The following is a 14622-nucleotide window of genomic DNA, read 5'->3' as shown; positions in this document are numbered from 1 at the left end:
AAGCTATGGATTTTAAACAAGAGGTATTAGACGTTTTAGCAGAGGTTTGCCAGGATGACATCGTAAAGGAAAATCCTGATATTGAAATTTTTGAAGAAGGTTTGCTTGATTCTTTTGGAACAGTAGAATTGCTGCTTGCGATTGAAAACCGTTTTGATATTTTAGTGCCGATCACTGAATTTGACCGGGACGTTTGGAATACACCTAACAACATTGTAAATCAGCTGTCTGAGTTGAAATAATGAAAAAGCGTTTTTTCGGTCCAATTATTTTGGCGTTTATTCTATTCGCAGGCGCCATCGCAATTCCATCTTCATGGCTGACAGGCTTCATCACCGATAAGCGTGTGAAAGAGTCAGCAACAGCCTTGAATCCGAGTATGTTTCAAGGGCTATATTTACAAGATCAGATGCTCAAAGATCCGACATATCTTCCGATTTACGGGTCTTCTGAGCTTTCTCGGCTGGACGAGTTCCACCCATCTAATTATTTTCAGGTAAACAATGAGGGATTCACGCCATACCTTGTCGGCAAAGGCGGATCCCAGTCATTGATTCATTCTTTAAACTTCGCTGCCCATATGGATCAGCTGAAGGGCAAAAAAATCGTATTCATCGTGTCTCCGCAATGGTTTATTAAGCGCGGGTCTGATGAACAGCATTTCGCGCCGAACTATTCTGCGCTGCAAGGGCTTGATTTGGCATTTAACGATCAGATCGACCCTGAAATTAAAAAGAAAATGATGAAACGCATGCTGCGCTTCAAGGCTGTGCAAAACGATGCCATTCTTTCTGAGCTGTACAAAGCAATGGTAAACGGCCAGACGTGGAAAGTGAACGCGCTGAAACCGGCGGCGAAAGTGTATTACAGCATGCTGGAAAAGAAAGATCTGTATTATTCAACGACAGAATCATCCGGGCCAAAGCGCTATATCTCGCAGTCAGTAAAGGATAAGTCATGGTCTGAATTGAATAAACTAGCGGATCAATCAGGCAAACGCCACTCCGGTTCTAACGATTTTCACATCGACAACCCTGTCTATAAAAAGCTGAAGCCGAAAGTGCCTAAGCTAAAAGGGAAAAACAAAGGAAGATCGTATGCGGTGTCACCGGAATATGGCGACTTTGAAATGATGCTCGATATCCTGAAGGATGCGGGCGCAGAGCCTATGTTTGTCACCATTCCGGTTAACGGGAAATGGTACGATTACACGGGCTTCCCGAAAAAAGGACGCACTGACTATTACAAAAAGGTAAATAAACAAATCAGAGCGAAGGGCTTCCAGGTTGCTGATTTCTCAGGGCATGAATATGACCCGTATTTCATGAAAGACACCATTCACATCGGCTGGAAAGGCTGGGTGTATGTCGATAAAGCAATTGACGAATTTTATAAAACCGGAAAAGTCACTTCATCCTGAGCATCTCATAGGACGCGGTTGCATATTTCCTGCTAAGATTTGAAATAGTAAAGGAATCACAGCCAACTTAATTAAGAGGTGTTACATCCAATGAAGATGACTGGCAATACGGTTTTAATCACAGGGGGTTCTGCTGGCATTGGGCTTGAACTTGCCAAGCGCCTGCTGGAGCTCGGCAATGAAGTTATCATTTGCGGACGCAGCGAAGCACGTCTTGCAGAAGCGAAGCAGCAGCTCCCAAACATCCATACAAAGCAATGTGATGTTGCAGACCGTTCGCAGCGGGAAGCATTGTATGAATGGGCTTTAAAGGAATATCCGAACTTGAATGTTCTCGTCAACAACGCCGGCATTCAAAAGGAAATTGACTTTAAAAAAGGGACAGAAGAGCTTTTTGTGGACGGCGATGAAATTGAACTTAATTTCCAAGCTCCTGTCCATTTATCCGCCCTTTTCACACCTCATTTGATGAAGCAGCCTGAGGCGGCAATCGTTCAGGTCACATCCGGGCTTGCGTTTAACCCGTTAGCTGTTTATCCGGTGTACTGCGCAACAAAAGCAGCACTTCACTCGTTCTCGCTTACGCTCAGACACCAGCTCCGTGACACGAGCGTGGAAGTGATTGAAATGGCACCGCCTATGGTGGACACGGGCTTAAACCAAAAATCACGCGATAAACAAGGCCTGACGTACCGGGGCATTTCATCTGAAGAATATGTTCAATATTTCTTGGACGGCTTGAAGGAAGGCAAACAGGAGATTACAAATGAACGTGTTGAAGGTCTTCGGGATGCCACTCGCGCCGATTATGACAGGTTATTCGAGCAAATGAACACGCAGGAGAATTAATTTCTCCTGCTTTTTTTCATATGAATTTCTTACAAATTTGAGCAAACCTATTGCGATTATTTGTTGAAGGTATACAATAGAATATAATTATTTTCAAATAAGTTTGATAATATAAACAATTTAACAGCAGGGAGATTGACCATGACTAAACAAACGATTCGCGTTGAATTGACATCAACAAAAAAACCGAAACCAGACCCAAATCAGCTTTCGTTCGGAAGAGTGTTTACTGACCACATGTTTGTAATGGACTATGCGGCAGATAAAGGTTGGTACGATCCAAGAATCATTCCTTATCAGCCCTTATCAATGGATCCGGCCGCAATGGTCTATCACTACGGCCAAACCGTGTTTGAAGGGTTAAAGGCTTACGTGTCAGAGGATGACCATGTCCTGCTTTTCAGACCGGAAAAAAATATGGAACGCCTGAATCAATCAAACGACCGCCTCTGCATCCCGCAAATTGATGAAGAACAGGTTCTTGAAGGCTTAAAGCAGCTTGTCGCAATTGATAAAGACTGGATTCCAAATGCGGAGGGCACGTCCCTTTACATCCGTCCGTTCATCATCGCAACCGAGCCTTTCCTTGGTGTTGCGGCATCTCATACGTATAAGCTCTTGATCATTCTTTCTCCGGTCGGCTCTTATTACAAAGAAGGCATTAAGCCGGTCAAAATCGCTGTTGAAAGTGAATTTGTCCGTGCGGTAAAAGGCGGAACAGGAAATGCTAAAACCGCAGGGAACTACGCTTCAAGCTTAAAAGCGCAGCAGGTCGCCGAAGAGAAAGGATTTTCCCAAGTGCTTTGGCTGGACGGCATTGAGAAGAAATACATCGAAGAAGTCGGAAGCATGAACATCTTCTTCAAAATCAACGGTGAAATCGTAACGCCGATGCTGAACGGAACCATCCTGGAAGGCATTACGCGCAATTCAGTCATCGCCTTGCTTAAGCATTGGGGCCTTCAAGTTTCAGAACGAAAAATTGCGATCGATGAGGTCATCCAAGCCCATAAAGATGGCATCCTGGAAGAAGCCTTCGGAACTGGTACAGCAGCAGTTATTTCCCCAGTAGGCGAGCTGATTTGGCAGGATGAAACACTGTCAATTAACAATGGCGAAACAGGGGAAATCGCAAAAAAACTATATGACACGATTACAGGCATTCAAAAAGGCGCTGTCGCAGACGAATTCGGATGGACGACCGAAGTCGCAGCGCTGACTGAAAGCAAGTAAAAAAAAGCCGGCCCATTACAGGCCGGCTTTTTTCACGCTTCAATTTTGTTGAAAAACTGCGGCAGATACGCTTTGTGCGCCTCCAGCATTTCGTCTAAAATCTGTTTGGCCACAGTATCGGACGGGACAAGCGGGTTAATCGTCATGGCAAGGAGTGCAGTTTGATAGTCACCTGTAACTGCCGCTTCTGCCGCGACACGTTCAAAGGATTTGATTTGCTGGACAAGGCCGCGGACAGACACCGGCAAGTCGCCGACAGCAATTGGCTTAGGGCCGGTTTTCGTCATCACACAGTTCACTTCAACTGCGGAATCGTCTGGAATACTCGCTATTGCACCATTATTGATCGTGTTCACCGGCTGAATGTCATGTTTATCATTATAAATGGAGCTGATTAAGTTACATGCTGCATCACTGTAGTAAGCTCCGCCCCGTTTTTCCAGCTGCGGCGGTTTAATCGCAAGGTTTGGATCTTTATAAAGCTCGAACAGCTCTTTTTCGACCTTCTGTACGACTTCAGCGCGGGTGCCCTCCGTTTGTGATGCTTCCAGTTCGTGCTCCAGCATCTCTTTTGTTTTGAAATAGTAACGGTGATAGCCGCAAGGGATGACATTAAGCGCTTTCAAGAAATCCGGTTCCCATTCGGCGCCTGAGATGTTTTTCATCGTCATCGCGTTTTTCGGGTCGCCCATCGCCTCGATGACTTGCTCCTTCACACTTACGCCGTCCAAGAAAACATCCAGCCCAAATACCATATGGTTCAGTCCGGCGAATTGGACTTCTACGCGGTCCACATCTACATCAAGCGCTTTGGCTACGCCCATTTTGATGCCGATTGGAACATTACAGAGACCGACGACTTTCTTCAGGTTGGAGTAGCGAAGCAAGGCTTCTGTTACCATGCCGGCAGGGTTTGTGAAGTTAACAAGCCAAGCGTTCGGGCAAAGCTCTTCTATGTCCTTTGCGATCTCAAGGATGACCGGAATTGTGCGCAATCCTTTAAACAGGCCTCCCGGGCCGTTTGTTTCCTGGCCAATCACTCCGTATTTTAGTGGAATGCGCTCATCCTTTGCTCTTGCCTGCAAAAGTCCGACGCGAAATTGAGTCGTGACAAAGTCTGCGTCTTTCAGCGCTTTTCTCCGGTCGAGCGTAAGATGAATGTCAATCGGGACGCCAGCTTTTTCAACCATCCGTTTGGCGAGTGTGCCGACAATATTCAGCTTTTCTTCGCCCTCAGGGATATCGACGAGCCATAATTCGCGCACAGGCAGCTCATCATACCGTTTAATAAACCCTTCCACTAGCTCGGGCGTATAGCTTGAACCTCCGCCAATCGTTACAATCTTCAATCCTTTTGTCATATGCTTGCTCCCCTTTGCTCGGTGATTTTTTCATATAACTCAATGATCTCTGCAGCCATATCCTTCACTGTCATTGCATTCATTAAATGATCCTGTGCATGAACCATCAGAAGCGTCATTTCCGTCTTTTCTCCGCCCGCTTCATTTTGGATCAGCTCTGTCTGATAATGATGGGCTTTTGACAATTCTTCAGCAGCGTCTTGAAGCTTTTTCCGCGCTTCTTCTGCGTCACCGCTTTTCGCAGCGGCAATGGCCTCCATTGCGGAGCTCCTACCGTTTCCTCCGTGAAGGATGATTTGAAAAATGATTTGTTCCATTTCCTCATTCACGCGATTCACTTCCTTTCTCTACAGAGCCGCTTCTTTGTCATCTGATGCTGCAGGCGTTTGGACCAGCTCCAGATCGTTTTCTTCTTTCAGCTTCTGCTTATCCCACATTCTGAAGAATGGATAGTAGACAACAAAGGACACGGCAATATTAATGGCTTGCATGACCGCGCCTGAGACTTTTCCTCCTGTCGCCAAGTAGCCTGAAAAGATCGGCGGCATGGTCCACGGCACTGCGATACCCGCCGGTTTGGCGACAAGGCCGGTGCTCATTCCGATGTACGTGAGTGTCACTGTGACAAGCGGCGTGATGATAAACGGAAGTAAGAGCATTGGGTTCATGACGATCGGCATTCCGAATATAATCGGTTCGTTAATATTGAAGATGGCCGGGCCGACCGCAAGCTTCCCGAGCTGCTTCATTTGTTTGCTTCGGGCGCGCAGGAACATCGTGACAACCAGTGCCAATGTGGCGCCGCTTCCGCCGATATTGACCCAGATATCGAAAAATTGCTGGGTGAAAATCTTAGGAAGCTCCTCACCGGCTTGGAATGCGATCCGGTTGGCATCCATTGCGCCGTACCAAATCGGTGCCATGACGCCGCCGACAATGTTTGCACCGTGAAGGCCGCAGGCCCATAAAAGCATTTTGACGGCTTCGGCGACAAGGCTTCCTCCAAGGCTTCCTCCCAGAATGGAAAGCGGAGTCCCCAATAAAACGCTTACAATATTATGAAGGCTTTCAAACGGTGTCGCTTCAACAATCAGCCGGGCTGTCCAAATCAGGAAGATAACGGCAAAGCCGGGGATTAACGCGACAAATGACTTGCTTACCGCCGGCGGAACACCGTCCGGCATTTTGAAGACTAAATTGCGCTGGATAATGAGGCGGTAAATCTCTGTGGACACCATTGCGATAATCATGGCGACAAACAGGCCTTTGCTTCCCATGAGCGAAAGCGGAATCCCGCCGCCAACCATGATTTCTTTCGTCGCGCCATCCGGCATAAACGGCACTTGATAAGGTGTTGCTAATAAAAATGCCGCAAGGGAAATGGCTCCGGCCGACAAGGCATCAACGCCGTATTTCTCGGCGAGCCGGTAGGCGATGCCGAACGCGGCGACAAGACCCATAATTTCAAAGGTCGCGTCGACTGGGTAGGCCAGTTTTTCAGACCACGAGCTGCCAAACGTTTTTGCCATAAACTCAGCGTATCCCGGGATCGGGAGGTTGCCAATGATGAGGAAAAAGGAACCGATGATAATCAGGGGCATCGTGAGGATGATACCATCACGCAGCGCCTGCAAATGACGCTGTCCCGCAATTCTTCCCGCTATAGGCATGACCTTTTCTTCTAAGATCTGATTGACTTTATTCACATAGCCCGCCCCTCTCTATGACACATGTCCAAGCTGTTCAGCTGATTTCAGCACTTCCGCCCCGTTGCACGTGCCATAATGGACGGTATTAATGACGTCTACCGGAACCCCCTTTGACTCTCCTAATTTTTTGAGCTGCGGAAGCATGTAACGGACTTGCGGACCGAGAAGCAATACATCCGCTTTATCGATATGATTTTGTACAGAATCGCCTGAAACTGCCCAAATGGTATAGTCTTTTCCCTGTTCCTGCGCACTTTTTTCCATCTTGCTCACCAGTAAACTAGTAGACATGCCTGCTGCACAAACGAGTAATATATTCATGTAAAAGACCCCCTAGAGTTTGATCAATTTTGTAATGTCCTGCTGTTGCTATCATCATATTATGAAATCGCTTTCATAAACACTCAGGGTTTTTCCGCAGGCAACGGAAAAAAGGTATATACAGGCTGTCAGCTCAGCATTTTTTGGTCAAACACATCCGAAAGCTCTTGATATGAACGGCATTTGACCAGCTGGTTCACCGCCGCCGGGTCATCCAAAATGCTGCCAAGCAGTTTATACATGCTTTGCAAATCCGCTTTGTTCTCCTTTTCGACACAAAGCAGACAGACAAATTGAACTCGCTGACTCTCCCAATCGATCGGTTTTTTGAGCGTACAAACGGCCCAAAACGTTGTTTTCGTCTGTGGAACAAGCGGGTGCGGGATGGCAACAAGATTGCCAAAACACGTAGGCGACATGTCTTCTCTTTCAAAAATGGAATCTATGATTTCTTCATCGGCAAAGCCGCATTCGACCGCTTTCTGCCCTAAAAATTGAATCACTTCTTCTTTTGAGCGCAGATCCTCCTGAAAAAAAACGAGTTCTTTTTTTAGGTAGCGATTGGCTTTTTCCTTTTCATCACTCAGAATAGATTCGATTTTTGTAAAGTCAGTTCCGCCTAAGATGGTGTTAACCTTCAGTACTGGTACAGGGAGCTCTTTTTTAATCGGAATGGTGCTGATGACAAAATCAATTGATTCGTAGGACATTTGATCAAGACTATAATATTCAGCCGTTCCAAGAATATCGAGCCGCTTGCCGAAATGGGAACGCAGTTTTTCGCGCAGAAGCTGGGCGCTTCCGGCACCCGATGCGCATACAATGATACAGCGTTTCGGCGGACTTTCTGTTTTTTTTCGTTCAATCGCGGCGCCAAAGTGGAGGGCCAAATATCCAATTTCGTTTTCATGAATCTCAATACCCGTTTGTTCCTTTATCACGATTCCGGCTATGATCCCGGCTTCAAAAGCGAGTGGATAATGTTCCTTGATCGCTGCGAGCATCGGATTTCGAAGATTCATGCCGTATCGGTTGCGGCTGATCGCCGGCTTCATATGCAGGGCCAAGCCGATTTTCAGCTCTTTGTCATGCAGGATGCCAAGCTTCAGTTCACGATCAACAGCTTTGATCATGGCAAGTGTCAGCTGATCGGTTTCTTCTTCTATTGAGAATGTGTCCTCTCCGCATTGTGTCATTCGTTTTGTGCCAAGGAGATGCATGGCGATGTAGGCCGTCTCGTCTTTCGGAAACGTAACGGCAAGCGCTGATTCCAGCTCTTTTACGATGGCTTCTGCAGCCCGGTATTCTTTTTGATGCAGGATATGATCCATATCTTTCGGGAAAAGAGATACATAGTTTTCCGTTCTGATCCGTTTACAGGCGATAGCGATATGGATAATGAGGTTATTCAGTCCCATGTTGGACAGAGGGATGCGGTCGTTTTTCATTTTTTTCAAGATGGCGGAACGGATGATCTCAATTTCTTCTTTTGGCAAAATATCAGCCTTTTCATTCAAAACATCTATCTCCGTTTCTCTTTCATCAACAATGTACTCCGCCATACAGTACCTTATCTGTACCTCGTCCCCGCGCAGCTTGAAGCCGTAATTCGGGCGTGTTTCCATGACAATGCGGTAAGGCAGCAGACGTTTCTTTACTTCCTTTAAATCCGTTTGGAGTGTAGATTTTGAGATAAATAGTTCTTCAGCCAGTTCATCGAGCTTGAGATAATGGTCCGCCAGCAGCAGACGTTTCATAAGATAGGCCATTCTCTCCTCCGGCAATACCGGCAGGCCCTTTTTTTGCTGAAATACATCTTGCAGCAGTGTTCTGAATACTTGCTCGTCATCAATGCGGAGCTTGTAGCCGGAGCCTCTTACAGATTGTACAAAGGCACCGTGGCCGCTTAGCACACCTTGCAGTTCCTTTATATCATTGCGGACTGTCCGCGTCGTTACGTTTAATTGCGCGGCAAAAAACGAACTTGTCACCGGGGCTTCAGCCGCCATCAGCAAGCGCAGAATATCACGAAGTCGCCCATGAAGCATGAGAAAAACCTCCTATCTAGTAGATGCAGGGATTCAGTGAATAGGCAGAAAGGATGATGAAGGGATGCGAAATGTATATAAATTCTATAATGGAGAGAATGGCAAGTCAATGAACATCCGGAGGACTAGAGGGAAAACTGACCTATAAAAAAACAGCCGGGGTCAGCCGGCTGTTCTAGATGCGGACATATTCTTTTGTTTAGACGCCTTTCGGTCCTTCATGATTTTTCGAACAATCGGGTAAATGACCGGCGCCCATTTGATAACGGTTTTGATCATCTTTTTCAAAGCTCCGATTCTCCCTTCTTTTTTCTCAACCATTCCCCTGATTGCCTCTTCCTTAAACATGCTAACGCGACACGTACCTGTTTCCCGTCACCCAGAAACGCCATGGATAATCGCGTGCCTCCCCGCTGTTGTCAATGCCGATGCGCGGGCCGGTTGAAATTGCTTCCGGTGTGTACCCGCTTTCGATGTAAAGCGGCTGTTCCGTGATCCAGCGTCCGTAGTCATTCATCGTGACGCCAAGCGCTTTCGTCAGCTTTCCAGGCCCGTTTGTCCATTCCCTCGGACTCCTGCCCGGCCTTCTCTCCTCCATTAACAGCTGGCCTTCATGCGGCTCAATCGCCCTGATTAATACCGCTTGCGGGACATCCTCTTCCGCGGCAACGACATTCAGCAATGTATGGGTGTGCATCACATATGTATATACCCGCCCAGCTTCTGCAAACATGATCTCAGTCCGCTTCGTCCGGCGGTTGTTAAAACTGTGTGCCGCTCTGTCTCCAGCCCCCATATAGGCCTCTGTTTCCACAATATAGCCTGACGCTGTGCCTTCGTCTGTTTCTTTTACAAGAAGGCAGCCCAGAAGCGATGGGGCAAGCTCAAGAGCGGTTTTTTGATAAAACGTGATGGGCAGAGGATTTTTTTCTCTTGTCACGAATCGACCTCTCCTTTTACCGATTTTTGTACATTGTACCATTCCCGAAGCAGATCAAAAAAAACGGCTGTTTTAAAATCTTTCCATTCAGGGAATATTGTTACCGTTCAAAAAAGGAGGGCCAACCATTGAAAGATGATCATCAAAACAAGCAGCACCAATCAAATGCCCAAGGGAGCGAGGAAGCGCTTTCTCATAAGACATCCGGGAAAAACGAGTCAGAGGATACCTTAACGAATAGGCAGGGGCATCCTGTTACTGACAACCAGAATGTCAGAACCGTCGGGAATAGAGGGCCTACAACACTTGAGAACTATGATTTTCTCGAAAAGATCAGCCACTTCGACCGGGAACGCATCCCAGAGCGGGTTGTTCATGCCAGGGGAGCAGGTGCACATGGATATTTTGAAGCGTACGGAAGCTTCGGAGACGAACCGATTTCAACATACACACGGGCCAAACTCTTTCAGGAAAAAGGCAAGAAAACACCGGCATTTGTCCGTTTTTCAACTGTGAATCATGGAAAACACTCGCCTGAAACATTGAGAGACCCGCGCGGTTTTGCTGTAAAGCTATATACAGAAGACGGAAACTGGGATTTGGTCGGAAATAACCTGAAAATCTTTTTTATCCGCGACCCGCTGAAATTTCCGGATCTTGTACACGCATTTCAGCCTGATCCAGTGACCAACATCCAGGATGGTGAACGTATCTTCGATTTCATTTCTCAATCTCCTGAAGCGACACACATGATCACCTTCTTGTTTTCGCCTTGGGGCATTCCGGCCAACTACCGGCAAATGCAGGGTTCAGGCGTACATGCCTATAAATGGGTGAATGAGGAGGGCAAGGCCGTTCTCGTGAAATACCATTTTGAACCGAAGCAGGGCATCCGCAACCTGACACAGAAGGAAGCAGAAGAGATTCAAGGGAAAAACTTTAACCATGCCACACAGGATTTATATGACGCGATTGAAAATGGCGATTATCCAGAGTGGGAAGTGTATGCTCAAATCATGAGCGATGATGAGCATCCTGAACTGGACTTTGATCCTCTTGATCCGACAAAACTGTGGTATAAAGACGATTTCCCATGGAAACCGATCGGCAAATTGGTGCTGAACAAAAATCCGGAAAACTACCATGCGGAAGTGGAGCAAGCTTCATTTGGAACGGGGGTGCTTGTCGACGGACTTGATTTTTCCGATGACAAACTGCTTCAGGGACGGACGTTTGCCTACTCTGATACGCAGCGCTACCGTGTAGGCGCAAATTACCTGCAGCTCCCGATCAACTCGCCGAAAAAGCATGTCGCCACCAACCAGGAAGGCGGGCAAATGCAATATCGGGTCGATAGAGCAGAAGGACAAAACCCGCACGTCAACTATGAGCCATCCATTATGGGCGGGCTGAAGGAAGCGAAGCAGGACGGAAAAGACCATACGCCGCATGTCGAAGGTGATGTAAAGCGTGAAGCGATTGACAGAACAAACAACTTCGGACAGGCTGGAGAAACGTACCGGAGATTTACTGAATTTGAGCGGAACGAATTGATTACGAATTTGGTGAATACGCTTTCTACGTGCCGAAAAGAAATTCAGGATCAAATGATTGAGAATTTCACAAAAGCTGATCCTGACTACGGAAAACGCGTAGCAGAAGGGCTAAAAAAGGTTTCCGAAAACAACAGCAACGGGCCGATCGGCACAACTGAAACGGAACAGGCTGCAAAGCAGGCTGAACAGGAGAGCCACCCATCTGATCCGTATTAACAACAGCGAACAGGGCTTTTTTTGAAGCCCTGTTTTTTTATTTTTCTATTGAAACGCTTTCAACAATTGTGTTGTACTGGAAGGAAAGGGGTGGAGAGATACGATGGAATTACAGCAGGACTTGATTCCTCAGAAAAAAACAATCGGCGCTTTAGATCACGCCGTTTTTTTATGCATGGTATTTTGTTTCTGGTTTTCAGGCTATATTTACGTTCCTGTATTCAGTCTGTATTTGGAGGATCTGCACTTTTCATATGGCGCAATCGGCATCATTCTCGGCAGCTACGGGGTCACGCAAATCCTTCTGCGATTCCCACTCGGCCTTTTGTCAGACATCCTATTTTCCTTGCGCAAGCAATTGTTAATTTCCGGGTTCGGCTTTTCTGTCCTCAGCAGCCTGCTTTTTCTGATGTTTGATTCTTTCTTCTTCGTGCTGGCCGCCCGGCTTTTCGCGGGAATCACTGCTTCTATGTGGGTGATGGCGACCATCTTATACGCACATTATTTCAACAATGGCAATGCAGCAAAAGCAATGGGCATCATGCAGTTTTTTACCGTCATGCCTCAGTTTGCCAGCATTGTGTTCTGCGGGCTCGCCGCAGCCCACTTAGGAAGACAGGTCCCGTTTTGGATGGCGCTGGCAGCCTCTGCCGCAGGTTTGGTGATCTGCTGCTTTATTAAGGATCCGTCTGCTCCTCCCGCAAACCGTGACACCATTCGTGTCAATCAGTACATCAAAGATACATTGCGGCTGCCAAAGCTGAAGCTTTTCACCATCCTGTCTATGACGGCCCATGCCGTATTATTTATCACAGTGTTTGGTTTTACGCCGCTTTACATGAATCAGCTCGGAATGGGTAACGCGGAGCTGCTTTGGGTGATGAGCGCCTTTTTCCTCCCACACGCAGCCGCCACATTAAGCTTTGTGTTTCTGCGCTTTACAAACCGTATCGCTTACTCCGTGATGCTCATTAGTTTCGCTGTCACCGGGGTCTGTTTGCTATACGTTCCTTTTTCAGCTGCATTGTTCACGGTTTGCATCACACACGCCTGTATTGGGCTGGCGCTCGGCTTCGTTTTTCCTCTGCTGCTAAGCCATGTCGTCGAAATCAGTTCTGCCCGTTTAAAAATGTCAGTGATGGGGTTTTATCAATCATTTTATGCGCTAGGCATCTTCCTCGGGCCCCTTCTTGCCGGAAAAATCGCACAGCTTATCGGGCTTGCGGGAGTTTTTTATGGAGCCGGGTCTCTGGCATTTGCTGCCTTTTTTGTGATGCTCGCGCAAAAACGTAACATGATCAATTAATAGCTTTCATACCGCCGGAATCGCCACACAGAAAACACGGCCAGAAGCATGATGCACAGAATGGAGAAAGTGAGTGACCATCCGAAAAAATCTGCCCGCTCTCCATGAAGAAGGATATGCTCCGCCTGCTTGCAAATCTCAGCCGGAAGCCACTTCGCACCATCTGGAAATAGTGAAACAGCAAAGGAAACGGCTGCTGTGAGCCCGATCCCGCAAGCGGCAGCTGCTCCGACAGACCGGAATATCGTACTTCCGGCAAGGCCGGCGGTCACAATAAATATCACCCAAAGCGCGTAAAGGCCAAGGCTTGCGGCAAAGCGGCTGAATGATGCGTCCTCAAACAGCAGCCGAACGTAATAATAAGCAAGCCCGTATCCAGCTGCAAACGACATAATGCCGATCACGCTTTGGATGAGCCATTTACTCACGATATAATGGGCTGCCGTCACAGGCCGCGACATAATCAGCGTTGTTACCCCTTGATTTCTTTCATTGGCTACACTGCCCATCACACTAAAGATGACCAGAGCCATGCCAAGCGTGTTGAATTGAGAAAGCGTGCTGACCATCACTTCAGACCCGGAGGGCATCGTAAAACTGATTTTCATGCCGTCAGGAAGGTTCCCTCCATGTGCGATGATTTCCGGCATATAATAAATGGTCAGCGGCTGTGTCAGCCCGACGATCATCATCGCAATCGGCAGCCAAATCAGCTTACCGCTTTTCCATCCTTCCAGCCACTCCTTCTGCAATAGCGCCATCATCACCTTCATGCGTGCACCACCTTTAGATAGACGTCTTCTAGAGACTCCGTTTTCTGTTCAAATCGGGTGACGGTCAATCCCTTTCGGATACAGTCACTTAATAATGACCGGCCAGCGTGTATATCAGGCAGCTCGAAAACAGCTTGGGACGGATTCTTATAGACAATAGCTGAGACGTAAGGCTTCTCTTCAAGCCAACCTTCCAGCTTCTCTTTCACTGAAAGAGTAAAAACGTTCGTTTGCTGCTGTTGTTTCAGCTCCTGTAACTCGCCTTTCCATGAAATTTCACCGTTTTTCATAATCACCACTTGATCACACACCTGCTCTGCATCGTGCAAAACATGTGTAGAAAACAGAACGGCCATATGCTTTTTCAGCTCCCGCATCATGTCCAGCACCTCGAACCGCCCTGTCGGATCAAGAGCAGACACCGGTTCATCCAATATCAAAAACTTCGGTTTATGGAGCAGTGCCTGTGCCAGACCGAGTCTTTGTTTCATGCCTCCTGAATAGCCCCCGATCCTTTTGTTCGCCACTTCGTGCAAACCGACAAATTCCAGCATCTCGCCGATTTTCTCTTGGCATTTTCTCTTCGAAAGACCGGACAGTCTCCCCGCAAATGTTAAAAATTCATTTGCGGTCATCCACGAATAAAAAGCTGGATACTGCGGGAGGTACCCAATCAAACGCCGATCCGGCTTTTTCTCCCCTAACAGCTTTATGGTTCCATAGGATGGCGAAAGCAGCCCGGCAAGCATTTGCAGTGTTGTGGTTTTACCGGCTCCATTGGGACCTAATAGTGCGACACACTCGTTTTCATTCACGTGAAAACTGACATTCTTTACAGCTTCATGATGCCGATATGTTTTGCATAATGACTCAATAGACAGCATGCCAGC

15 protein-coding genes are annotated in these 14622 nt (G+C 47.3%); 6 read left to right on the top strand and 9 right to left on the bottom strand.

Going from position 1 to position 14622, the window contains the following annotated elements; translation table 11 throughout:
• Positions 1-5 precede the first annotated feature (5 nt).
• From dltC to ACQVGT_RS01345, 4 genes are all read left to right on the top strand, one after another.
• A complete protein-coding gene (gene dltC, locus ACQVGT_RS01360; RefSeq protein WP_003227325.1) occupies positions 6-242 on the top strand; it encodes a D-alanine--poly(phosphoribitol) ligase subunit 2 in 237 nt (78 codons plus the stop codon).
• Complete coding sequence (dltD, locus tag ACQVGT_RS01355) at positions 242-1420, top strand: D-alanyl-lipoteichoic acid biosynthesis protein DltD (RefSeq protein ID WP_003227323.1); 1179 nt, start codon at positions 242-244, stop codon at positions 1418-1420. The genes dltC and dltD overlap by 1 nt, the downstream gene beginning before the upstream one ends.
• Positions 1421-1510: 90 nt before the next feature.
• A complete protein-coding gene (locus ACQVGT_RS01350; protein ID WP_015385019.1) occupies positions 1511-2269 on the top strand; it encodes an SDR family oxidoreductase in 759 nt (252 codons plus the stop codon).
• A gap of 141 nt (positions 2270-2410) precedes the next feature.
• Entirely contained in the window at positions 2411-3502 is a 1092-nt protein-coding gene (locus tag ACQVGT_RS01345) for a branched-chain amino acid aminotransferase (protein ID WP_015385020.1), read from the top strand.
• Between the two features lie 32 nt (positions 3503-3534).
• Here the strand turns inward: ACQVGT_RS01345 and licH are convergent, their stop codons facing one another.
• The 7 genes from licH to ACQVGT_RS01310 form a co-directional block, all read right to left on the bottom strand.
• On the bottom strand, positions 3535-4863 hold the full coding sequence (gene licH / locus ACQVGT_RS01340; RefSeq protein ID WP_003244285.1) for a 6-phospho-beta-glucosidase LicH: 1329 nt from the start codon (positions 4861-4863) through the stop codon (positions 3535-3537).
• Entirely contained in the window at positions 4860-5192 is a 333-nt protein-coding gene (licA, locus tag ACQVGT_RS01335; RefSeq protein ID WP_003227313.1) for a PTS lichenan transporter subunit IIA, read from the bottom strand. Before licA ends, licH begins: the two co-directional genes overlap by 4 nt.
• An 18-nt stretch (positions 5193-5210) precedes the next feature.
• Entirely contained in the window at positions 5211-6569 is a 1359-nt protein-coding gene (gene licC / locus ACQVGT_RS01330; protein ID WP_015385021.1) for a PTS lichenan transporter subunit IIC, read from the bottom strand.
• Between the two features lie 15 nt (positions 6570-6584).
• Positions 6585-6893, bottom strand: a complete 309-nt coding sequence (gene licB / locus ACQVGT_RS01325) for a PTS lichenan transporter subunit IIB (RefSeq protein ID WP_003218755.1) — start codon at positions 6891-6893, stop codon at positions 6585-6587.
• A 128-nt stretch (positions 6894-7021) separates the two neighbouring features.
• Positions 7022-8941: a transcriptional regulator LicR gene (licR, locus tag ACQVGT_RS01320; RefSeq protein ID WP_041518112.1), complete on the bottom strand. Its 1920-nt coding sequence runs from the start codon at positions 8939-8941 to the stop codon at positions 7022-7024.
• A 162-nt stretch (positions 8942-9103) separates the two neighbouring features.
• Positions 9104-9262 (bottom strand): small protein YxzF, encoded by a 159-nt coding sequence (locus ACQVGT_RS01315; protein ID WP_009968374.1) that lies wholly within the window; start codon positions 9260-9262, stop codon positions 9104-9106.
• A gap of 28 nt (positions 9263-9290) precedes the next feature.
• On the bottom strand, positions 9291-9881 hold the full coding sequence (locus tag ACQVGT_RS01310; RefSeq protein ID WP_003227303.1) for a DNA-3-methyladenine glycosylase: 591 nt from the start codon (positions 9879-9881) through the stop codon (positions 9291-9293).
• A 128-nt stretch (positions 9882-10009) separates the two neighbouring features.
• On the opposite strand from ACQVGT_RS01310, the gene katX reads away from it, so the two are divergent.
• Both katX and ACQVGT_RS01300 read left to right on the top strand, forming a co-directional pair.
• A complete protein-coding gene (katX, locus tag ACQVGT_RS01305; protein ID WP_015385023.1) occupies positions 10010-11653 on the top strand; it encodes a catalase KatX in 1644 nt (547 codons plus the stop codon).
• Positions 11654-11756: 103 nt separating this feature from the next.
• Positions 11757-12959: an MFS transporter gene (locus ACQVGT_RS01300; protein ID WP_015385024.1), complete on the top strand. Its 1203-nt coding sequence runs from the start codon at positions 11757-11759 to the stop codon at positions 12957-12959.
• On the opposite strand, the gene ACQVGT_RS01295 is transcribed toward ACQVGT_RS01300, so the two are convergent.
• Together ACQVGT_RS01295 and ACQVGT_RS01290 are read right to left on the bottom strand one after the other, a co-directional pair.
• Positions 12956-13732, bottom strand: coding sequence for an ABC transporter permease (locus ACQVGT_RS01295; RefSeq protein WP_015385025.1), 777 nt, complete (start codon positions 13730-13732; stop codon positions 12956-12958). The genes ACQVGT_RS01300 and ACQVGT_RS01295 overlap by 4 nt on opposite strands.
• The gene (locus ACQVGT_RS01290) at positions 13729-14616 is read right to left on the bottom strand and encodes an ABC transporter ATP-binding protein (RefSeq protein WP_046340287.1); all 888 of its coding nucleotides are present in this window, start codon (positions 14614-14616) and stop codon (positions 13729-13731) included. The genes ACQVGT_RS01295 and ACQVGT_RS01290 overlap by 4 nt, the downstream gene beginning before the upstream one ends.
• Positions 14617-14622 lie beyond the last annotated feature (6 nt).

The sequence above is a fragment of the Bacillus sp. SCT118 genome (assembly GCF_058566435.1).
This window is presented reverse-complemented; position numbering and strand designations above follow the sequence as displayed.